The sequence below is a fragment of the Pseudarthrobacter sulfonivorans genome, assembly GCF_001484605.1.
Lineage (GTDB): Bacteria > Actinomycetota > Actinomycetes > Actinomycetales > Micrococcaceae > Arthrobacter > Arthrobacter sulfonivorans_A.
Map to the genome: position 1 here is coordinate 1,291,567 of NZ_CP013747.1, position 20,414 is coordinate 1,311,980.

Here is a 20,414-nt window from a genome sequence, read left to right on the forward strand (position 1 = left end):
GTTCGGCTTCTCGTACAGCCTAACCTCGAGACCCCCACCCTTATTTCATCTCCCGCTAACAGGCCAGGTTGAGCGCGTTAACCGCTGCTTCGGCCATCTCGAGCGACCGCCAGTCTTCGAAACCAACGGGGTCCGGGACGGGTTCACGGGCCACCGCCATGGCCACCTGCCGGGACCCGTCTGAGCTGATCAGCGCGAGGGCCGCGTATCCCCGCACCACGCCGACATGGCCGAAATAGTCATTGTTGGAGCACTCGTCGTACTGCCTGACGAGGCCAAGGCCGAACGTTTCGTACTTTGGGTGATGCATCTCCTGCACGCTTTGGAGCGTCAGCAGCGTCCCTTTCTGCAGGGCGGCGAAATAGGTGTTGAGTTCCGGGACGGTGGAAATCATCCCGGTGTCGGGGGAACCGTTGTGGAATGGATCTAGAGCCTTGTCCTCCAGCTCGCCGGTTTCCGTCCGGGTGTAGCCGTGGAGCATCCGCTGCGGGTCCGGTTCCTCCCCCGTCATCACGGTGTCCTGCAGCGCCAAGGGCACCACGTTGTCGTCGTGAATGACCGCTCCGATGTCCTTGCCCCGCAGCTTCTCGACGAGGAGGGCTAACGCCGAATAATTCGTGGCGGAGTAGCTGTACAGGCTGCCCGATCCGCCGGTCCAGGGCATGCCCGCAACGAACGACACACGTTGTTCATGGGTGAAGGGCCCGTCACCTATGTGGATGGGCGATACCCAATAGTCGGGCATCCCGGACCGGTGGCTGAGGAGGCTGCGTATGGTGATGGGTCCAGGCGGCTTGATGATGTTCTCGAAGTCCGGCAGGTACTTCTGGATGGGGTCATCCAGCTGGACTTTTCCCTCCTCCACCAGCTTCATGACGGACACCGCCACCATGGTGGTGGTGATGTCGCCGATATGGGTCTGGTCCGTCAGCTGCACGGGTTCCTGGGTTTCAAGGCTGCGGACGCCTTCGGCCGAGGACCATTCGCCCAGCCTTGACTTCAACTGGATGATGACGGCCGTCGCTCCCCCTGCGCGCATGTCCGCACTGTACTTTTCCAGCACTCCCACAAAAGCCCGCGGCGCCGGGGCAGTGGCGGCCGCCGCCGTCGTGGATTGAACGGTCGGGGACTGCTGATCTGGCGGATCCGGGGCGCTGGTGCAGCCTGCGAGCGAGGCCACCAGCGCGGCCGCTGCCACGGCGACCGCAAGGCCGGAGGAGCTGAAACCATGAACGGCTGCCTGCATCCCACGTCCCTTCACGGGGCCAGTCAGCAACTGAACTCCCAAGAGACCGCCAGCTGCCCGGCACCTTCGATATTCCTCAGGGCAAAACGGAGTGTCAAGGACGCTGCCGCAGCCCGGTGACGCAGCCGCCCAGGCCTTGTAGTGTCGTGGGCAATGGGCAAGGACTCCCCCTGCCGCCCACCAGCAGCGAACCGGCAACCTAGGAGCGAACATGACTGTTGACGAGAACGAAGCCCAGGTCCTGGACCAGTGGACCCAGCGACTGGCGCAGGCACTGCAGATCCTGGACCTGGAGGTGGATCAGGAACTCCTCCTTGATCTGGCCAGGAAGTCTGCCGGCTCGGTGATCCATGCGGCTGCACCGGTCACCACGTTCCTGGTGGGTTACGCCGCAGGGCTCGCCGCCGGCAACGGCAGCGCCGGATCCAAGGAAAAGTCGACGGCGGCAGTCACCCAGGCGGCCGACGTCGCCTTCCGGCTGTGCGAGGACGGGCACGACGGCGGCCCGGCGGCTGAGGGGTGGGCGGACACCGGCCAGTAGCGGGTCTAGACACGCTCAATCAACGGCTACGGGCTCCAGCCGGACGATCACTTCCTTCGACGCCGGCGTCTGGCTGCCCTCGGCCACGCTGTCCAGCGGCACCAGCACGTTGGCTTCAGGGTAGTAGGCTGCCGCGCAGCCGGCCGCCGTGGGGTAGGAGACCACCCGGAAGTTCCGCAGCACCCGCTCCACGTTGTCCTGGTACACGCCGTGGATATCCACGTGCTGCCCGTCGCTGAGTCCCAGTTCGGCGAGGTCCCCGGGGCTGACAAACACCACTTCGCGGCCCTTCTTGATGCCCCGGTAGCGGTCGTTGTTGCCGTAGATGGTGGTGTTGAACTGGTCGTGCGAGCGCATGCTCTGCAGGATCAGCGTTCCGGCCGGCCGCTCCATATGTTCGAGCTCGTTAACGGTGAGCATGGCCTTGCCCGTCGGGGTGGTGAACGTCCGGGAATCCCGGGGCCCGTTCGGGAGCACAAAACCGCCGTCCTGCCGGATCTTCCGGTTGTAGTCCTCGCAGCCGCTGACCACGTGCGAGATGTGGTCCCGGATGAGGTCGTAGTTCTTCTCGAACCCGGCCCAGTCCGCCTGCACGGAGTCACCCACCACTTTTTGGGCCAGCCTGCTGACGATTGCCACTTCGGACAGCAGGCCCGGCGCCACCGGTTTCACGGTTCCGTGTGAGGCATGCACGGCGCAGACCGTGTCCTCCACGGATACAAACTGCGGACCCGTTTCCTGCATGTCAATCTCCGTGCGGCCCATCGTGGGCAAGATCAGCGCCTCGGCGCCGGTGACCGCGTGCGAGCGGTTGAGTTTGGTGGAAATCTGGACCGAGAGCTCGGTGTTCTCCATCGCCGCGAACGCCGCGTGGGTGTCCGAAATGGCTCCCACGAAGTTGCCGCCCATGGCCACGAAAACCTTGATGCCGCCGTCGCGCATTTGCCTGATGGTTTCGACGGAGTCGACGCCGTGTTCGCGCGGCGGTTCGAAGCTGAATTCCTTGCCGAGGGCGTCCAAGAATGCCGGCGGCATCTGCTCCCAGATGCCCATGGTGCGGTCGCCCTGGACGTTGCTGTGACCGCGGATGGGAGAGGCTCCGGCGCCGGGCTTGCCGATGTTGCCCCGGAGCAGCAGGAGGTTGATGATCTCCTTGATGGTGGCCACGCCCTTCTTGTGCTGGGTGATGCCCATGGCCCAGGTGATGATCACCTTCTCCGCCCTGAGATAACGGTCCGCGAGCTCGTCGATATCCTCGGTCCGCAGGCCGGTGGCCGCCAGCACGGCAGCCTCGTCCAGCTGGGAAAGGTGCTCGCGAAGCTCCTCCAGACCCTGGCAGTGTTCGGCGAGGAACGCGTGGTCCAGCACCGTGCCCGGATGCGCAGCTTCCGCGTCCAGGACCCGCTTGGAGACGGCCTGGAGCAGGGCCATGTCCCCGCCGATGCGTACCTGCAGGAACTGGTCGGCGATCTCCGTGCCGCGGCCAATGATCCCCTTGACCTTCTGCGGGTTCTTGTAGCGCATCAGGCCCGCTTCCGGCAGCGGATTCACGGCCACAATGCTGGCTCCCGCCTCCTTTGCTTCCTCCAGGGCGGTCAGCATCCGCGGGTGGTTGGTGCCCGGGTTCTGGCCCATCACGATGATCAGGTCCGCCTTGGCGAAGTCATCGTAGGAGATGGTGGCCTTGCCGATGCCGATGGTCTGGCCCATGGCCCAGCCAGAGGACTCGTGGCACATGTTGGAGCAGTCCGGCAGGTTGTTGGTCCCGTAGGCCCGGACAAACAGCTGGTAGAGGAACGCGGCCTCGTTGGAGGTCCGGCCGCTGGTGTAGAAGGCGGTCTGGTCCGGGCTCGGCAGCCCCTTGAGCTTGTCGGCGACGATGGTGAACGCCTGCTCCCAGCTGACCGGCCGGTAGTGGTCCTCCCCCGCTGGCTTGTGGACAGGCTCGGTGAGGCGCCCCTGCATCCCCAGCCAGTACTCGGACCGCTGCCGCAGGTCACTGACCGGGTTCTCGGCCCAGAATTCGGAGCCGATCACCACCGGAGTGGCCTCCCAGGTGACAGCCTTGGCGCCGTTTTCGCAGAACTCGAACGTCTTGCGGTGCCCCGGGTCCGGCCACGCGCAGCTCATGCAGTCGAAACCGTCCTTCTGGTTCAGGGCAAGCAGGGTTTTCCCGGTCCTGACCAGGCCCATGTGCTGCACGGCCGGCTCCAACGAGTGGTAGACGCCCGGGACGCCGGCGGCCCACGTCTTGGGGTGGCCGCTGACCTCGATGTCAGCCTCGTTGGCCTCTTCCACGTGCGGGTTCTTGCGTGCCACGTTGCACTCTCCTTGGTTCAAGCTCGCACCGGCAGCGCACCGGTTTTCAGCTCGGTGTGACGGTCCCAGTCCACCCTTATAGAGGGGGTCATCCAAGTCAAGCAGGACTAACGGCAAACGCCTAGGTAGGGTGGACTGATGGACGTCCCTCCCTTTGTCTGGACCCTGACCATCGCGGGAATTGTGGGCCTGCTGGCTTTCGATTTCTTCTTCCATGTCCGCAAGGCACACACGCCCACGCTCAAGGAATCGGCCATCTGGTCCTCCATCTATGTGGGGATCGCCCTCCTCTTTGGCCTGGGCGTGCTGTTGTTCGGTGGCACCACCATGGGCACCGAGTACTTCGCCGGGTACATCACGGAGAAGGCCCTGTCCGTGGACAACCTCTTTGTGTTCCTGATCATCATGGCCAGCTTCAAGGTCCCCCGTGCGGACCAGCAGAAGGTGCTGCTCTTCGGCATCGTCTTCGCGCTGATCGCCCGGACGGGCTTCATTTTCCTTGGCGCCGCCCTGATCAACAGTTTCGCGTGGGTGTTCTATATCTTCGGCCTGATCCTGCTGATCACCGCAGGGAACCTGCTCAAGCCGGATAATCACGACGACGACGCGGAAGGCTTGGTGGTCAGGCTCGCCAAAAAGTACCTCCCGGCGTCGGCCCATTACGACGGCGACAAACTCTTCACCCAGGAGAACGGCAAGCGCGTCCTCACCCCGATGCTCCTGGTGATGTTGGCCATCGGCGGCACCGACATCCTGTTTGCGCTGGACTCGATCCCCGCCATCTTCGGCCTCACTCAGAATGTCTTCATCGTCTTTACGGCCACGGCATTCTCGCTGATGGGCCTGCGCCAACTCTTCTTCCTGATCGACGGGCTCCTGGACCGGCTGATCTTCCTCTCCTACGGGCTCGCGGCCATCCTCGGCTTCATCGGCGTGAAGCTCGTGCTGCATGCCCTGCACGAGAACACCCTGCCGTTCATCAACGACGGCGAGCACGTCAACGTGGTGGAGGTCAGCACCGGCGTTTCCCTGACCGTGATCCTGGGCGTCCTGGCGGTCACCATCCTGGCCTCGATCTTCAGCACCAAGGGCAAGGCCAAGAACGCGGTGTCCGGCGCCAAACGGCACGCCACCGAATACCTGGACCTCAACTACGAAACGGACATGGCCGAGCGGGACAAACTCTTCGCCCGGATGGTCCGGGAGGAAGACCAGATCCGCAGCCTGCCGGAGAAGTACAAACGGCTCATCCGTAACGAAACCGAATTTATGGACCTCCTCCGCAAAGCCCACACCGAGCACGACGAAGCCCAGGTCCGGGCAGCGCAGGAGTAGCCGGGGCTTTATTGTCAGCCCCTCTTGCTAGATTCAAACCAGCGTCAGGGGAATAGTCCTCCGGCCAGGCAAGTCAATGGGGAGGCCCCGTGTTTCTGCTCGATCCAGCCAGCGCTGATCCCGGTACTGTTGATCCGCGCCTCGCTGATCCCCGCCCCAGCGCGCCGCAGGACCTGGTGTTTTCCGCCAGCGATCTGGTGGCCGCCAGCGAATGTGAGTACCGCACGCTCCGCATCCTGGACGAGAAACTGGGCCGGTCCCCCAAGGCGCAGTTTCCCGACGACGAAATGCAGCGCCGTGCCGGGGCGCTCGGTGACAAGCACGAGGCCAAGGTCCTGGCCGGCCTGATCGCGCAGTACGGCGCTTGGGACGCCAGCCGCGGGGCCGGGGTGTACTCGATCGAGCGCGGGGAGAACACGCGCGGCGAGCTGCTGGCCAAGCACGCTGAAACGGAACTCGCGCTCCGCGCCGGGGCCGATGTCGTCTTCCAGGCAACTTTTTTCGACGGCGAATTCCTGGGCTACGCCGACTTCATCGTCAACGAGGCTGCCGGCACCGGCAATCCTGGACGCTACGAGGTGTGGGACACCAAGCTGGCACGGCACGCCAAGGTGGGTGCGCTCCTGCAGCTCGCCGCCTACGGCGATCAGCTCATCGGCATGGGCCTGGACCCGTCGCCCCGGGTCACGCTGGTGCTGGGCGCCGTGGTGGACGGCGATTACGTCCGCAGCCACCACTCCCTGCCGGACCTGCTGCCGGTCTTCCGCGAGCGCCGCGACCGCTTCCGCGCCCTGACCGCCGCCCACCACGAGGCCGGTTCGGCGGTGCAGTGGCAACAGCCCGGCGTCGCGTTCTGCGGGCGGTGCAACTACTGCGCCGAGCAGGTCCAGTCCCACCGCGACCTCCTGATGGTGGGCGGCATGACCACCCTCCGGCGGAAGAAACTCGTCGCCGATCACATCACCACCATCGACGCACTGGCGGATCTCCCGCTCAGCAAGGCCACCGGCTCGGTGGCCCGGCTCCGCGACCAGGCCAGGATGCAGCTGGGCCGGGACGTTCCGGACGGTTCCCGCACCTTCGCCAGGGACGGCGAGGAGCACACCGTCACGTTCAAGGTGCTGCCGGAGAACGCCCTGGCAGAGATTCCGAAACCAAGTCCCGGCGACATCTTCTTCGACTTCGAGGGCGATCCCCTCTGGCAGGACCCCGCCACCAGCAAGTGGGGGCTGGAGTACCTGTTCGGCGTCATCGAGGCGCCAGTGTTTGACGGTGACGCTGCTGACGCCCACGCCGCCGACAAGCCCGTGTTCCGGCCCTTCTGGGCGCATTCGCGCAACGAGGAGCGGCAGGCCTTCCTGGACTTCCTCGCCTACGTGGAAGAGCGCCGCGCCAGGTACCCGGACATGCATGTCTACCACTACGCCGCCTACGAAAAATCGGCGCTGCGGAACCTGTCCGTCACGCACCTCGCCGGCGAGGACATCGTGGACAACTGGCTCCGCGACGGCCTCCTCGTGGACCTCTACGCCACCGCCCGGCATTCGCTGCGGATCTCCGAGCCCTCCTACTCCATCAAGAAGCTTGAGCCCCTGTACATGGGCAGCAACCTCCGCTCCGGGGACGTCAAGGACGCCGGAGCCTCCGTGGTGGCGTATGCCGGTTACTGCGCCGCCCGGGACGACGGCGACGCCGCCGCGGCCGCCCACATCCTGGCCTCCATCTCCGACTACAACGAGTACGACTGCCTCTCCACCCTCCGCCTGCGCGACTGGCTGCTGGGTCTGCGAGGGACAGCGGACCGGCACGGAACAGCCGACGACGGCGGGCGGCCGGCGCCGTCGTCGGCCGCAGCTGTTGCCCCGCCACCAATTCCGGAACCCGAACCAACACCGGAGGAGCGCCGCCTGCAGGCCTACCTGGCCGGCCTCCCGGACAACCGGCCGTGGACCAACGACGAACGGGCCATCGCCATGGTGGCCGCCGCCACCGGGTACCACCGCCGCGAGCGCAAGCAGTTCTGGTGGGAACACTTCGACCGCACCGAGTCCGAGATCGACCACTGGTCCGAGCACCGCAACGTGTTTGTGGTGGATACCGCGGAAATACTCACGGACTGGGAGGTCGCAAAGCCCACGGCCCGGATGCGCACCCGCACGCTGAGGCTGGCCGGAGTCATGAGCGAAGGGTCGGAGTTCAAACCCGGGAGCACCTGGTGCCGGCTCTACGACTCCCCTGTCCCTGACGGCCTGGACGATCCGCTGGGAACCACCACGGGCCGCGGGTTCACCTTTGGCACGCTGGTAACCGCTGTGGAGGACCACCCGCGGGTTGCCGGCCAGACCATGATCACCATCGAGGAGCGGGAAACAGGCAAGGTCCCCGCCTATCCGCATATTCCGGTGGCGCTCACCGAGGACCAGCCGATCCGCACCGCCAGCATCGAAGCCGCCCTGGCCGAGCTGGCCCAGAGTGTCGGCGCCTCGGTCCCCGTCCTTCCGGAACACCCCGGCGTCGACATCCTGCGCAAGGTGCCGCCGCGCTTCCATTCGATGCCGGGTCCCGCCGCCGTCGGCAAGGACGTCACCGGTGCAGCGGACTACGTCACGGCGATCACCGCCACGCTGCTGGACCTTGATCATTCGTACGTTGCCGTGCAGGGCCCTCCCGGGACGGGCAAAACCTACGTCGGCTCGCATGTCATTGCCCGGCTGGTGGAGCAGGGCTGGAAGATCGGTGTGGTGGGGCAGTCCCACGCAGTGGTGGAGAACATGCTGTGCACCGCGATCGAAACCGCCGGTGTGGATCCGGCGCGGGTGGCGAAGAAGCTGGCCGCCCCGCACCCCGTGCTGTGGCACCGCACGTCCGACGACGACGTCGCCGCGCTGCTCGCCTCCCCCGGCGGCTGCCTGGTGGGCGGCACCGCCTGGACCATGACGGGCAGGTCCGTCCCCGCCGGGTGCCTGGACTTGCTGGTCATTGACGAGGCCGGCCAGTTCTCTCTGGCCAACACCCTGGCCGTGGCCCGCGCGGCCAAGCGGCTCCTGCTCCTCGGTGACCCGCAGCAGCTGCCACAGGTCACGCAGGGCTCGCACCCGGAGCCCGTGGACGAGTCCGCCCTGGGCTGGCTCGCTGCCGGGCACGCCACCCTCCCCGGCGAACTGGGCTACTTCCTGGCGGACAGTTGGCGCATGCACCCGGACCTGTGCCGGGCCGTGTCCGTCCTCAGCTACGACGGAAAACTCGAAGCTGCGCCTGCGGCATCCCTCCGCAGCCTCGCGGAACTGCCGGCCGGGGTGGAAACAGTCTTTGTGGACCACAGCGGGAACACCAAGTCCTCCGCAGAGGAAGCTACCGAGGTGGTCCGTCAGGCCCAGCGGCACATCGGGCTGAAATGGCTTCCCGGCGACGACAAGCCGGCCAGGCCCCTGAACCCGGAAGACATCCTGGTGGTGGCCGCTTACAACGCCCAGGTCCAGCTGATCCGGCAGGCCCTGCACGACGCCGGGCTGCCGGATGTCCGGGTGGGCACGGTGGACAAGTTCCAGGGCCAGGAGGCGCCGGTGGTCCTGGTGTCCATGGCCTGCTCCGCAGTTGCCGAGGCTCCGCGCGGGGCCGAATTCCTGTTGAACCGGAACCGGATCAACGTGGCTGTGTCACGGGGCCAGTGGCGGGCCGTGATCATCCGCTCCCCCGAGCTCACGAATTACATGCCGGCCAAACCGGCGGTGCTGGAGGAACTTGGCGCCTTCATCGGCCTCAGCGCGGGTCTTCTCAGCCCTGGTAGTCACAGCCGCGCAACACCCTGAGAAACCGTGTTCTCACCGCTGAATCAAGGTAAGTTCGTGGGGTGACCTCCCAGAGCAACAGGTTGCCTGTCGGCGCCCTGATAGTCCTTGCCGCCATCGGCTTCACCGCCATCACCACCGAACTCCTGCCCTCCGGCCTGCTGCCCCAGATCAGCGCCGACTTCCGGGTCTCCGAGGCGACCGCCGGCTACCTGACGGCCGGTTACGCGGCCATCATCGTGGTCACCGTGATCCCTTTATCGCTGCTACTGTCGCGGGTCCCGCGCCACTACTTGCTCATCGCGTTGATCCTGTTCTTCGCGGCCAGTAACGCCTTGGTGGCCATCGTCTCCGATTTCGGCGCGGCCATGGGTTCACGCGTGGTGGGCGGCATCGCGCACGGCCTGCTGTGGTCCGCCATGGCCCCGTTTGTGGCGCGGATCGTCCCCGCCCACAAAGTGGGCAAGGCACTGGCCATCGTGTTCAGCGGCAACAGCCTGGGACTGGCCATCGGCGCCCCGGTGGGCACCGCCCTGGGCAACATCGTCGGCTGGCGCGCGGCGTTCCTGGTCCTGGCCGCCTCCGGGGTGGTGCTGGCGCTCCTTGCCGTGTGGCTGCTTCCCCCGGTGCGGCGCATCCCCGATGCTCCGCACCCATCCATCCGCAAGGCGATCGGCCAGCCGGGAGTGAAGACTGTCGCCGTTGGCTGGCCGCTGATGCTCATGGCCCATTTCGCCTTGTTCACCTACATTGCGCCGTTCTTGCGCGAGGTCCGGCTGCCCGACTTCAGCATCCCGCTGTCTATCAGTGTTCTCGGTGTTGCCGGGTTGGTGGGCATCTGGATCGCTGGCATCACCGTGGATTCCCGTCCGCGGCGCTGGCTCCTGATCACCGTCGCCGGCGTTGTAGTGTCCGTGTCCTTGCTCCCGCTGGTGGGAAGCGTCCTGCCGGCCTTGGCGCTGCCGGTCACGCTGGTCCTGATGTTGGTCTGGGGCACAGGCATCGGCGCGATGGGGATCTACAACCAGTCCGCCATCCTCCGGGCCGGCGGCGAGTACAGGGACGCCGCCAACGGCCTGACGGTACTGACCATCCAGATCGGGATCATGATCGGCGCGATGTTCGGCGCCGCCGCCCTCACCCTTGCGGGGCCGCTCCTGATCCCGATCGCCGCCGCAGTCCCCGCCGTCGTCGCGTTTGTGCTGATCCTTGCCGGACGGCGGCACGCCTATCCGCCGGGGCCGAAGGAACGCCAAGCCACTTTGGCCGAAGCAACGTCCCCATAGCCTCCAGACGGCGCCGAAACGTCCACATAGGCCCCTCCCGCGCGGGGCTGGCGGGGAGCCTGTCAGGGGGCCTCTCAGCGGGCCCGAAAGTCCCGGAACGATCCGTCGGCCGCGGAGATGGACTCCTCCACCCGTTCCACCCGGCCGGGCGCGTTCTCCGACCTCAGCCAGTCCAGGAGCTTTTGGACCTGCTGCTCCGGCCCTTCGGCCTCGATGGACACCGAGCCGTCGTCGAGGTTTCTCACCACGCCCTTGAGCGCCAGTTCGTCGGCCTTGCCCATTGTCCAGAAACGGAATCCGACCCCCTGCACCACGCCAAAGACACGGGCGGAGACCCGGATATCGCCGCTATCGTGGCCAGGGATATCCCGACTGGAGTCACGCCGGCGCCCGGAAAACCTCATGGCCGTCAGGACTGCTTGACCAGCGCCGCTTCGACGTTGATCTTGACCTTGTCGCTGACCAGCAGGCCGCCGGCTTCCAGTGCGGCGTTCCAGGTCAGGCCGAACTCCTTGCGGCTAATCTCGCACTCCGCGGAGAATCCTGCGCGGGTGGCACCAAAGGGGTCCACTGCCACCCCGGTGAACTCGACCTCCAGCTCCACCGGCTTGGTGATTCCGCGGATGGTGAGATCGCCCGTGAGCGTGTAATCCTCGCCGTCGCCCTCCACCGAGGTGGCCCGGAACGTCATCTCGGGGTACTCCTCCACATCGAAGAAGTCCGCCCCCTTCACATGCCCGTCGCGGTTGGCGTCGCCGGAATCGAAGCTGGCCGTTTTGACCGTGGCGTGAAGCGAAGCGTCGGCGAGGGATGAGCCAACGCGGGCTTTGGCCGAGGCGTCCGTGAAACGTCCGCGGACCTTGCTGATGCCCGCGTGCCGGACAGTGAAGCCAATCTCGCTGTGCGACATGTCCAGGGTCCAGACGCCCGAGGTAAGGCCTGAAGGTAGGGTCACTTTTGCATCTCCTTTGTGGGAAACAGTGCTGTGGAAACCGGCCAGGACGACCGGTTTCCACACTGCTTCACTCCGGAGTTTTTGTCCAGATACTGACCCTAAATCCGCCCCCAGATGCCGTTAACTGGACGAAAACTCGTCGGGCTGGGCGGGCCCGGTCAGTTGATGGTGATGTCCCGCGTGCGGTGGTCGTAGCGGATGGTGACAGTGCCGCCGTCGTGGTGCAGTTCGTGGTTGGGGCCATCGAACGTGCCGAACGCGCCATAGTTCTCGTCCCACGAGCGGTTCAGGGCGATCTTGAAGGTGTAAGAGCCGGCGGGCAGGTCGGCGCTGATCTTCCACAGCTGGTCCAGGGCATCGAGCGTCAGCTGGGCCTCGTCGTACTGCGGGGCCCAGTTTTCCGGCGCGCCCAGGATGGTGTTGAAGTCGCCGGCTACCGCAACGGCCTCGGGCTGCGGGAAAGTCTCCACAGCGGGCGCTTCTGCCGTTGCCTTGGTCGCAGCCTTAGCCGCAGTTTTGGGGGCTGCCTTGCGCGAGCGGACGGCCTTGACCACGGGCTCCACGGCGTCCTCAATGGCGTCTTCGATGGCCTTCGCGGCCTTCCCGACGGCGTCGGCGGCCTTCTTAGCGGGAGTCCGCTTCGCCGGGGCCTTCTTAGCGGGAGCAACCTTGACTGCCGCTGCCGGTGCCGGTGCCGGCGGAATGGCGACGTCGGCAGGAACCGGAGTGCCGGCGTCGAGCGCTGTGGCGAAGGAATCCGCATCGGGGAACGCGACCGTGGCGCGCATGCCGTCATCGGTGATGGTCCAGCCGGAACGGCCCTTGACCAGCCAGCCGGCCTTGACCAGCTTCGCCGTGGCGGACGTGAGCGTCTTGTGCCCGCGCGGAATGCCGCCGCTGAGCAGCGTAGCCTCGTGATCACTGAACGGCACGCGCGAGGTGGCTTCCGCCAGAACCTCGCCGGCATTGAGTGAACCGCCGGACCAGACGCCTTCCGTCAGGACGTGCAGCACGGTCTTGAGTCGGAGGTCGGTGTTATCTGCGATGGACTTGGCCATGATTCCCCTTGCGTAATGCGATCTGTCACTAGGCATACTGCCAAGACCCTGTTAAATCGCGCGACTTGAAATGGTTAACTCTGCGTGTCGTGACCGACTATGACGCGGATTACAGCAGAAGTGAGGCAGGAGTCTCGGCTAGGGGGCTGTTTACTCAACCCTGAAGCGGAAATCCCGGGTATCGCCGAGCTCTTCCCGGACGCGCTCGCGCACCAGTGTAGCGAGCCCGGCGGACCGGAGCTACCCCCGGTTCAGCTCGTCCAGGAGCTCGGCCTTGCGCTCCTCGGAGGCGAACGACGAATGGATGGAATTGGCCGCGAGCCGTGCCCTGTCAAAGTCCGAAAGGTCAAATACGGCCTTTAGCTGGGAAAAGTTGTCGTCCACGTACCCACCGAAGTAGGCCGGATCATCCGAGTTCACGGAGACGTTGAGCCCGGCGGCGAGCATGGCCGGCAAGGGATGGTCCGCCAGGGTGTCCACGGTACGCAGCCGGACGTTTGACAGCGGGCAGACTGTCAGCGGAATCCGGTCCGCCACCAGCCGCTCCACCAGGTCCGGGTCCTCCATGCAGCGGATGCCGTGGTCAATCCGTTCCACTCCCAGGATGTCCAGCGCTTCGATAATGTACGACGGCGGCCCCTCCTCGCCTGCGTGCGCGGTCAGCCGCAGGCCCGCTTCGCGGGCTTTGGCGAACAGCCGCTCAAACTTGGCCGGCGGGTTGCCCACCTCGGCCGAATCCAGGCCGATGGCCGCGATGGGGGCATTCATGGCCAGCAGTCCGTCCAGGACCTCCAGCGCGGATTCCTCGGACTGGTCCCGCAGGAATGCGGCAATCAGCAGGGTGGACATGCCGAAGTCCTCCTGGGAGGTGGCCAGCGCCGACGCCACGCCTTTGACGCAGGTTTCCAGGCTGACGCCGCGGGACAGGTGGGCCTGTGGGTCCATCATGATCTCCGCGTGCCGGACTCCCGCGGCGGCGGCGCGGGCGAGGTAGGCGCGGGTCATGTCGGCGAAGTCCTGCTCGGTCTGCAGCACCGCCATGTTGGCGTAGTACAGGTCCAGGAAGGACTGCAGGTCCGTGAACTCGTATAGTCCCCGGAGCTCCTCCAGGCCGGAGTACGGGAGGGTGATGCCGTTGCGTTCGGCCAGTTCGAGGATCAGCTCCGGCTGCAGTGTGCCCTCAATGTGCAGGTGCAGTTCCGCCAACGGCACGAGCTGCGCCGCTTCTTCCTGCAGGTCTGTTGCTGTTTCTGTTTCTGCCGCGGCAGAAACAGTTTCAGTGGCGGCAGCTTCAGTTTCGGGCACCGCGGTTCCGTCCGCAAAGATATTCATCCGGTCAGGATATGCCTGCAAGCCGGTCCTCGCCCTCTCAGCAGACCCACTTCCATCAGGACATCACCAGCTGACCACCAGAAATGATCTCGGTTTGATAACGGCCTCCTGATGTCCTAGCGTGAAATGCAAGCCCGTTCTTCGGGCGACATGAATGCCCGGTGCTGCCTCCACCAGAACTGCCCGGCCGGCAGACACCGAAAATTGACCTCTATATCGTCAGGGGCGGGCAGTGGCGCAATAACCTCCGGGGACGGACCGAGCGCTGGTGGCCTTCAGGAGCATCACACCATGAACAACACCACCATTCGTACTGCCGCACGCCGTGGAGTAGCCGTCGCTGCCATTTCCGCGGCCGGCCTTGCACTCTCCGTCACCGCGGCCAACGCGGCCACCGACGGCGCAACCTGGGATTCACTGGCGCAGTGTGAAAGCGGCGGAAACTGGGCCACAAATACCGGCAACGGCTACTCGGGCGGCCTGCAGTTCAGCGCCAGCACGTGGGCTGCCTACGGCGGCACCGGTTCCGCAGCCGACGCCAGCCGCGAGCAGCAGATCGCCGTGGCCGAACAGGTCCAGGCATCGCAGGGCTGGGGAGCGTGGCCGTCCTGCGCCGCGGAGCTTGGCCTGAGCGGCGGAGGGGGTACGACGGCGGTGACTCCCCAGAGCGCGCCAGTCCAGAGTGCGCCGGTCCAGGTGCCTGTGGAGAGCGTGCCAGTCCAGGCGCCTGTGGAGCAGGCACCAGCCGTGCCGGCCGCGACGGATGCCGTGACGGCTCCGCAGCACGCCGCGCCCGTGGAACTGAGTGGCGAGACCTACACGCTTGAGCCCGGCGACACCCTGAGCACCGTCGCCGACAAGCTTGGCGTGGAGGGCGGCTGGCAGAGCCTGGCGGACGCCAACCTGGACACCATTGCCAACCCGGACCTCGTGTTTTCCGGGCAGGTCCTCCAGCTTCCCGCCTAAGCTTCAACACTTTCCGCGGGAACCGCCCCTTTCCCCAAGAACGACGGCCCACGGAAACAACAAAAGCCCGGCAGCAACAACCCCGGGAAACAACGACGCCGGAGCCCCTCCTCGCTGGGGAGCTCCGGCGTCGTCCGTTGTTGTGTTCTGAATGGCCGGCAGGGACCTGATCTTCCTGCCGTCCGCGATCCTTCGTGCTTAGGCTGCTGCCTTGGCCACGGCCGGAATCTCGCGGATGATACGGACCTTCCACGCGGCGTCGTCGCTGGTGTCCAGCAGGGCCACCGTGCCGTGGGCGAGGTTCAGCGCCACACGCTTGGCCGCCAGCAGTTCAAGGTAGAGGTGCTCATTCATGCGGCTGGGGGTGTCGATCATGTACTTCACGGCGTCGCGGACCTTGCGGTAGTTGGCGCTCTTCTCGCGGTGCAGGTGCAGTTCCAGCATCTGGCGCTGGCGCACTTTGGGCTCGTGCTTGTTGAGCCAGGAGACGGCGAGGTGCACACCGATCACCAACGCGAGGGAGACAGCGTAGATCCACCAGCCGCTGGACATCAGGAACAGGGGCAGGTTGCCGATCGCCACGAGCGCAATCACGATCCGCAGCGCGACGATCCGGCGAAGGGTCAGGGCCACTGAGGCGATGGCCGCACGAAAGCCGTGCTGCTCGTGGCGCGCCGCGGCCGGGTCAAGGGTAAATTCATCAAGGACCAGGATGCCGTTGGCCTCCGGATCAAGCATCTGCCCAAACTTGGGCACAAACAGCTGCTCTGAACCGGCGGTCACTTCAGGTGAAATTGTCATGAGGGGGCTTCCGGGACGGTGGGGCGTTTCGGTGATCTTAGTGGTTAGCGGCATCCGCTGTATGTATCGGTCCACTATGTGAACTATTCCGCTGCTCCTTCGCGCTCAGGGGCGCTGCCAGGGATCCCGTGCGTGTGGCGCCGGGCACTGCAATTGGCACATCCGCCGCATGCCGTCAGACTGAAGGGATGCAAACCTTCCTTCCGTATCCCGATTTCCGGCAGAGCGCCGCAGCACTGGACACCGCCAGGCTTGGCAAGCAGCGTGTCGAGGCGCTGCAGACCCTCCGGGCTCTGGTGATTCCCGAGTACGGCTGGCTGGACCATCCCGCCGTCCGCATGTGGATGGGCCACGTTCCGGCGCTTACCATGTACGGTCTGGCGATGGTGGACGAATGGACCAACCGCGGCCATGAAGACAACACGCGCGCCAACATCACCGAGTTCGCGCCCCAGGCAGCACACCCGGACTACGCGGCCAAGATCCCGCTGCCGGAGTGGCTCGGAAATCCTGATTTCCACCTGAGCCACCGCGCCAAGCTGCTCCGCAAGGAGCCGAAGTTCTACAAGACGGTGTTCCCGGACGCCGACCTGGACCTGGACTTCATTTGGCCTGAGCCCAAGCACGAGTTCTATCCGGCAGAACCCGAGGGCGATGTCCTCTGGATCCTCCGCGACCCGCACGCCGAAATCGATCCGCAGACGCTGGATACCGTGGCGCTGCCGCCGATCCGCCGCGGCGGCGCTGTTGCGCCCTCCGCCCCTGAGGACGGCTACTCCCCCGTTTACGTTGACGACGGCTCCCGCCGCCCGTCCAAGCAGCCGCGCAAGCTGCCGCCCAAGCAGCTCGTGAAGAAGCCCACCCGGAAGCGCCTGGCGCAGGAGGAGGCATTCGCCACCCTCCCCGGCAAGACGACCGTCGCGGTTTCGTTTGAGGACGGCAACAAGTTCGCCGTTGGGCAGGTGCTGGGCCGCCCCATCACGCTCGACGACGGCCGGTTCGGCCGCACGTTTACCGTCACCGAGGTGATCGACCGGTCCGCGTTCGATTACCCCGCGCTCCTGCAGGACCCCCGGGTGTTCTTCCCGGTTCCCGCTCCCTGAGTCGCCAGGCCGGGGTCCCGCGCCACTGAGGACGCCTAAACACCTGCACGCCCGGGCAACTTTTCCCTTACAGTGATCGTTGAGTGCTGGCAGCAAGCACCAACAGCTTGGGGGCGAAAATGGGGGCAGGCGACGGCGCTGCTGAGCAGGCGCGGATTGCGGCGGAACGAGCGGCCAAACTGAGGCGCCAGCTCGACTACGCAGAACGGGCTGAACGGGCGTGGGCCGCGGGTGCCGCGGGTGAAGCCCGGGTTGCCTCAATATTGGAAACGCTTGAGGCCCAGGGCTGGATGGCCCTTCACGACGTGCATTGGCCAGGGCGGCCCAAAGCCAATTTGGACCATGTCTTAGTGGGCCCGGGCGGCGTCATTGTGATCGATGCGAAGAACTGGTCCGGCGACATCCATCTCCGGAACGGCGTCCTGCGGCAAAACGGTTACTCCCGTGAGCGAGAAGTCTCCGGGGTGGTAGAGCAGTGCTCAGCTGTGGCAGCCCTCCTGGAACCGCGGCACCGCCGCTACGTTCAAGCGTGGCTGTGCATGGTTGGACAACCCGATCTGCAGGGCACCACCGCCAGCGGTGCGCGGGTCCAGGGCATCGACACCGTATGCCGCGCCGTAGGTGCTGTGCCGGCCGTGCTTGATGCGAACACTGTTGAAGCCATTCACCAATTCCTGACCAACGTGCTTGCCGGACCCTCAAGTCCACCGCTTCTAACCACTGGAAGTGTTCCGACTGGACCTTCGGATTTCATGCATGCTGCAGGCCCTGCCACATCCTTGGCACGCTGGCGGACTGCACGCGACCCCTCCGATGACCCGCGCACCATACGCCCTCCGGTTAGCGTTCGACCAAAGCCTGCACGCAGGAAAAGGACGAGCTGCCTGGGGGTGCTCTTCCGGCTGGCACTGATCATTTTCGCCCTCGGCGTGCTCTCCAGCGTGCTCTCACAACTTTCGCCCCAGCCGCAGAGAGTCCCGGTTCCCGCGCCAGCGGTAGTTTCCACCCTTCCAGCGCCCTGATCAGGCCGCGAATGCGAGTCACGACGGCAAGAATGGCAGACTTTCACCATGACGATTCTCTTGGCCGGCTGCGGCGATCTGGGCACCGAAGCGGGCCTGCGCTTCGCCGCGGCCGGACACCGGGTGGTGGGCTGGCGGCGTTCGCCCGAAAAACTGCCCTCTGCGATCGAAGGTGTGGCGGCGGACCTGGGCTCCACGGACCTGCCCGGTGTCCCGGCGGACACCACCGCCGTCGTCGTGGCGGTTGCGGCCGACTCACCCACGGAAGCGGCCTACCGTGCCGCGTACGTGGACGGTCTGACGCATGTCCTGGACGCCCTGGAGCGCGACGGCGTGACGCCGCGGCGGGTGCTTTTTGTGTCCTCCACCGCTGTCTACGGGGACGCCGGCGGTGGCTGGGTCGATGAGAGTACGACGGCGGTTCCTAGCGGTTTCTCGGGATATATCCTCCTCGAGGCGGAGGAACTCCTGGTTTCGCGGCTGCGCGGCACTGGTACCTCGCCTGTTGTGCTGCGGCTTGGCGGGATCTACGGTCCGGGCCGCACTCGGCTGATTGACCAGATCCGCAGCGGGAATGCCGTGGTTCCCGACGAACCACGCTTTACCAACCGGATCCACCGGGACGACGCCGCTGCGGCGATCGTCCAGTTGGCCACCATGGAAGCTATGCCTGCGCCGGTATATGTCGGTGTGGACAACTCTCCCGCTGAACTTGGGGATGTGCTGCGCTTCCTGGCCTTGGAAATGGGCTATCCGGCACCGCCCATCGGACCAGCAGGCGAGGCCCGCGGCGGCAATAAACGCTGCAGCAACGCTTTGCTCCGCGGGACCGGGCTTGAGTTCACCTACCCGACGTTCCGGGAAGGTTACCGGGCAGTTCTGGCCCGCACCGGAGTCCGCCACCCGTAACCCCCGGGCGCGAACGGACACTTGAGGCCCGATATTGCCGCGCCCACGACTCCGCGCGAACGGATCCTTCGGCCCCCACCGCACCGAAAACCCCGCGCGAAGGGACACTTCGGCCCCACTCCGTGCCAAGGGACAGTTGAGGCCCCTCCGCCACCGACGCCCCCGCGCGATGGGCCTGATCGTTGCTTCGCGGAGTTATGCACATAGGCATTCAGCTTCGCCGTTATTGTCATACCCTCGCGGGATGATTTGGGTATGGATAGCAGAGCAGCTGTGGCGACGGCGGAGGCCCTTTCGGTGTCCTTCGCTGAGCTGGCAGTGGTGCTCCGGGGCGGGACCGAGTCCTCGGGATCCGGTGGTGCTGATCCGCTGCGCCGGGTGGCGGATGATTTCCTGGACGGGCTGGCCGAGATCTCACGACTGGACGCGAAAAGTGCCGCCCTGAAGGCCTGGCTGGCTACCGGCTACACCGCCGCTGCCGAGGCCTTGGCGGGCCCTGCAACGTCGCCCGAGGACCACACCGGGCAGGAGATGGCCGTTGTCGCTGAAGTCGCCTGTGCCCTGACGGTCAGCGAACGCAGTGCCGGCGCTCTGCTCGCCGAAGCCCACGCATTGACCACCGCCCTGCCGCTGACGTTCTCCGCGCTGCAGGCCGGGACGATTTCCTGGCAGCACGCCCGGATCATGGTCGACGAAACCGTGAACCTGGACCCTGCCGGCGCCCAAGCCCTCGAAGCGCATTTCCTGGACCCCACCGCGCCGAACCCGGCGAGGAGTTGCCCGGCAGGTGAGCTCATCCCCGGGCGGTTCCGGCACAAGGCCCGGACCTGGCGGGAGCGCCATCACCCGGTCAGCATCGAAAAACGCCACATCAAGAGCGCAGCCGATCGACGGGTGGAGTATGCCCCGGACCGCGACGGCATGGCCTGGCTCTCCGCGTACCTCCCCGCCGATCAGGCGGCAGGGATCTGGGACCGCACCACCACAGCCGCGAGAGCGCTCCAAGGACCTCATGAGGGCCGGACCCTCAGCCAGATCCGCGCAGACATCGCCGCGACCTGGCTCCTGAGCAACAACATCACCGGCGGCGGGACCGGTGGCATGCCGGCAATGTCCGGCGGTAAGGGCGAAACGGGCGGTACCGGCGAAGCCGGCGGTGCCGGCGGTGCCGGCGCAACGGGCATGGCAGTGGGTGGCGGTGTTCCCTCGCCGCGGGCGCAGGTGTTGATCACGGTCCCGGTGATGTCGCTGCTCGGCCTCACGGATGAATCGGCCATGCTCGATGGGTACGGCCCGATCCCGCCGTCCATTGCCCGCAGTCTGATTGCCGACGGTGCGGAGTCCTTCCACCGGGTCCTGATCGACCCCCGCGACGGAGCACCCTTGGAGATCGGGCGAAAAAGCTACCGGGTGACGAAAGCCCAGCGCCAATGGCTGCGGCTTCGCGACGGGAAATGCCCGTTCCCCGGCTGCAGCAACCACTCCCTCGACAACGAAGCCGACCACATCCTCGCCTGGGCCCACGGAGGATCCACCGGGATCTCAAATCTCGGCCAGCCCTGCCACAAACACCACAGACTAAGACACACCACAGCATGGAAACCCACCACCGCCACAAAGAACGAACCACCCGGCTGGATCTCACCCACCGGCCGCCACTACCAAAGCGAACACCCCGACTGGGAACCACCGACCTGGCCCAAATCCTGGTCAGACTAACTTCTGACGTTGGCCGAACATTCTGACCCAACCG

General features: G+C 65.9%; 16 protein-coding genes and 1 pseudogene. 9 read left to right on the forward strand and 8 right to left on the reverse strand.

Annotated elements, in window-relative coordinates:
* Positions 1 to 55 precede the first annotated feature (55 nt).
* Positions 56 to 1,246: a serine hydrolase domain-containing protein gene (locus AU252_RS05690; protein WP_058929891.1), complete on the reverse strand. Its 1,191-nt coding sequence runs from the start codon at positions 1,244 to 1,246 to the stop codon at positions 56 to 58.
* 211 nt (positions 1,247 to 1,457) lie between these two features.
* On the opposite strand from AU252_RS05690, the gene AU252_RS05695 reads away from it, so the two are divergent.
* Positions 1,458 to 1,787 (forward strand): DUF6457 domain-containing protein, encoded by a 330-nt coding sequence (locus AU252_RS05695; protein WP_058929892.1) that lies wholly within the window; start codon positions 1,458 to 1,460, stop codon positions 1,785 to 1,787.
* A 15-nt stretch (positions 1,788 to 1,802) separates the two neighbouring features.
* On the opposite strand, the gene AU252_RS05700 is transcribed toward AU252_RS05695, so the two are convergent.
* Entirely contained in the window at positions 1,803 to 4,106 is a 2,304-nt protein-coding gene (locus AU252_RS05700) for an FdhF/YdeP family oxidoreductase (protein WP_058929893.1), read from the reverse strand.
* Positions 4,107 to 4,244: 138 nt separating this feature from the next.
* Here AU252_RS05700 and AU252_RS05705 point away from each other — a divergent pair, with 138 nt between their 5' ends.
* The 3 genes from AU252_RS05705 to AU252_RS05715 all read left to right on the forward strand — a co-directional run bounded on the left by AU252_RS05705 (position 4,245) and on the right by AU252_RS05715 (position 10,515).
* On the forward strand, positions 4,245 to 5,441 hold the full coding sequence (locus AU252_RS05705) for a TerC family protein (RefSeq protein ID WP_058929894.1): 1,197 nt from the start codon (positions 4,245 to 4,247) through the stop codon (positions 5,439 to 5,441).
* Positions 5,442 to 5,530: 89 nt separating this feature from the next.
* Complete coding sequence (locus AU252_RS05710; RefSeq protein ID WP_430929468.1) at positions 5,531 to 9,250, forward strand: TM0106 family RecB-like putative nuclease; 3,720 nt, start codon at positions 5,531 to 5,533, stop codon at positions 9,248 to 9,250.
* Positions 9,251 to 9,291: 41 nt separating this feature from the next.
* Positions 9,292 to 10,515 (forward strand): MFS transporter, encoded by a 1,224-nt coding sequence (locus AU252_RS05715; protein ID WP_058929895.1) that lies wholly within the window; start codon positions 9,292 to 9,294, stop codon positions 10,513 to 10,515.
* Positions 10,516 to 10,589: 74 nt separating this feature from the next.
* Here AU252_RS05715 and AU252_RS05720 read toward each other — a convergent pair whose 3' ends face one another.
* From AU252_RS05720 to AU252_RS05735, 4 genes are all read right to left on the reverse strand, one after another.
* Positions 10,590 to 10,919, reverse strand: coding sequence for an acylphosphatase (locus AU252_RS05720; protein WP_083510283.1), 330 nt, complete (start codon positions 10,917 to 10,919; stop codon positions 10,590 to 10,592).
* Between the two features lie 5 nt (positions 10,920 to 10,924).
* Complete coding sequence (locus tag AU252_RS05725; protein ID WP_058932773.1) at positions 10,925 to 11,470, reverse strand: YceI family protein; 546 nt, start codon at positions 11,468 to 11,470, stop codon at positions 10,925 to 10,927.
* Between the two features lie 158 nt (positions 11,471 to 11,628).
* Positions 11,629 to 12,528 carry a hypothetical protein gene (locus AU252_RS05730; RefSeq protein ID WP_058929896.1) on the reverse strand — a complete coding sequence of 300 codons (900 nt, stop codon included), beginning with the start codon at positions 12,526 to 12,528 and terminating at the stop codon, positions 11,629 to 11,631.
* A gap of 240 nt (positions 12,529 to 12,768) precedes the next feature.
* A complete protein-coding gene (locus AU252_RS05735) occupies positions 12,769 to 13,860 on the reverse strand; it encodes an adenosine deaminase (RefSeq protein ID WP_083510284.1) in 1,092 nt (363 codons plus the stop codon).
* A gap of 291 nt (positions 13,861 to 14,151) precedes the next feature.
* Here AU252_RS05735 and AU252_RS05740 point away from each other — a divergent pair, with 291 nt between their 5' ends.
* On the forward strand, positions 14,152 to 14,826 hold the full coding sequence (locus tag AU252_RS05740; protein ID WP_058929897.1) for a transglycosylase family protein: 675 nt from the start codon (positions 14,152 to 14,154) through the stop codon (positions 14,824 to 14,826).
* Between the two features lie 198 nt (positions 14,827 to 15,024).
* Here the strand turns inward: AU252_RS05740 and AU252_RS05745 are convergent, their stop codons facing one another.
* Positions 15,025 to 15,627: a hypothetical protein gene (locus AU252_RS05745; RefSeq protein ID WP_058929898.1), complete on the reverse strand. Its 603-nt coding sequence runs from the start codon at positions 15,625 to 15,627 to the stop codon at positions 15,025 to 15,027.
* Positions 15,628 to 15,815: 188 nt separating this feature from the next.
* Here AU252_RS05745 and AU252_RS05750 point away from each other — a divergent pair, with 188 nt between their 5' ends.
* Both AU252_RS05750 and AU252_RS24460 read left to right on the forward strand, forming a co-directional pair.
* Positions 15,816 to 16,730: an MSMEG_6728 family protein gene (locus tag AU252_RS05750; protein WP_058929899.1), complete on the forward strand. Its 915-nt coding sequence runs from the start codon at positions 15,816 to 15,818 to the stop codon at positions 16,728 to 16,730.
* Positions 16,731 to 16,849: 119 nt separating this feature from the next.
* A pseudogene (locus AU252_RS24460) lies at positions 16,850 to 17,194 on the forward strand (nuclease-related domain-containing protein); the annotation flags it as partial.
* Positions 17,195 to 17,209: 15 nt separating this feature from the next.
* On the opposite strand, the gene AU252_RS24465 reads toward AU252_RS24460, so the two are convergent.
* Positions 17,210 to 17,398: a hypothetical protein gene (locus AU252_RS24465; protein ID WP_058929900.1), complete on the reverse strand. Its 189-nt coding sequence runs from the start codon at positions 17,396 to 17,398 to the stop codon at positions 17,210 to 17,212.
* A 402-nt stretch (positions 17,399 to 17,800) separates the two neighbouring features.
* Between AU252_RS24465 and AU252_RS05760 the strand changes: the two genes are divergently transcribed.
* Together AU252_RS05760 and AU252_RS05765 are read left to right on the forward strand one after the other, a co-directional pair.
* On the forward strand, positions 17,801 to 18,661 hold the full coding sequence (locus AU252_RS05760; protein ID WP_058929901.1) for an NAD-dependent epimerase/dehydratase family protein: 861 nt from the start codon (positions 17,801 to 17,803) through the stop codon (positions 18,659 to 18,661).
* Positions 18,662 to 18,916: 255 nt separating this feature from the next.
* Entirely contained in the window at positions 18,917 to 20,380 is a 1,464-nt protein-coding gene (locus AU252_RS05765; protein WP_083510286.1) for an HNH endonuclease signature motif containing protein, read from the forward strand.
* The last annotated feature ends 34 nt before the right edge of the window (positions 20,381 to 20,414 follow it).

Excerpts from the sequence above, each read along its gene's own strand:
- AU252_RS05690 (WP_058929891.1), bottom strand. The coding sequence starts at position 1,246 with ATGCAGGCAGCCGTTCATGGTTTCAGCTCCTCCGGCCTTGCGGTCGCC.
- AU252_RS05695 (WP_058929892.1), top strand. The coding sequence starts at position 1,458 with ATGACTGTTGACGAGAACGAAGCCCAGGTCCTGGACCAGTGGACCCAG.
- AU252_RS05705 (WP_058929894.1), top strand. The coding sequence starts at position 4,245 with ATGGACGTCCCTCCCTTTGTCTGGACCCTGACCATCGCGGGAATTGTG.
- AU252_RS05720 (WP_083510283.1), bottom strand. The coding sequence starts at position 10,919 with ATGAGGTTTTCCGGGCGCCGGCGTGACTCCAGTCGGGATATCCCTGGC.
- AU252_RS05730 (WP_058929896.1), bottom strand. The coding sequence starts at position 12,528 with ATGGCCAAGTCCATCGCAGATAACACCGACCTCCGACTCAAGACCGTG.
- AU252_RS05735 (WP_083510284.1), bottom strand. The coding sequence starts at position 13,860 with ATGAATATCTTTGCGGACGGAACCGCGGTGCCCGAAACTGAAGCTGCC.
- AU252_RS05740 (WP_058929897.1), top strand. The coding sequence starts at position 14,152 with ATGAACAACACCACCATTCGTACTGCCGCACGCCGTGGAGTAGCCGTC.
- AU252_RS05745 (WP_058929898.1), bottom strand. The coding sequence starts at position 15,627 with ATGACAATTTCACCTGAAGTGACCGCCGGTTCAGAGCAGCTGTTTGTG.
- AU252_RS05750 (WP_058929899.1), top strand. The coding sequence starts at position 15,816 with ATGCAAACCTTCCTTCCGTATCCCGATTTCCGGCAGAGCGCCGCAGCA.
- AU252_RS05760 (WP_058929901.1), top strand. The coding sequence starts at position 17,801 with ATGACGATTCTCTTGGCCGGCTGCGGCGATCTGGGCACCGAAGCGGGC.
- AU252_RS05765 (WP_083510286.1), top strand. The coding sequence starts at position 18,917 with ATGGATAGCAGAGCAGCTGTGGCGACGGCGGAGGCCCTTTCGGTGTCC.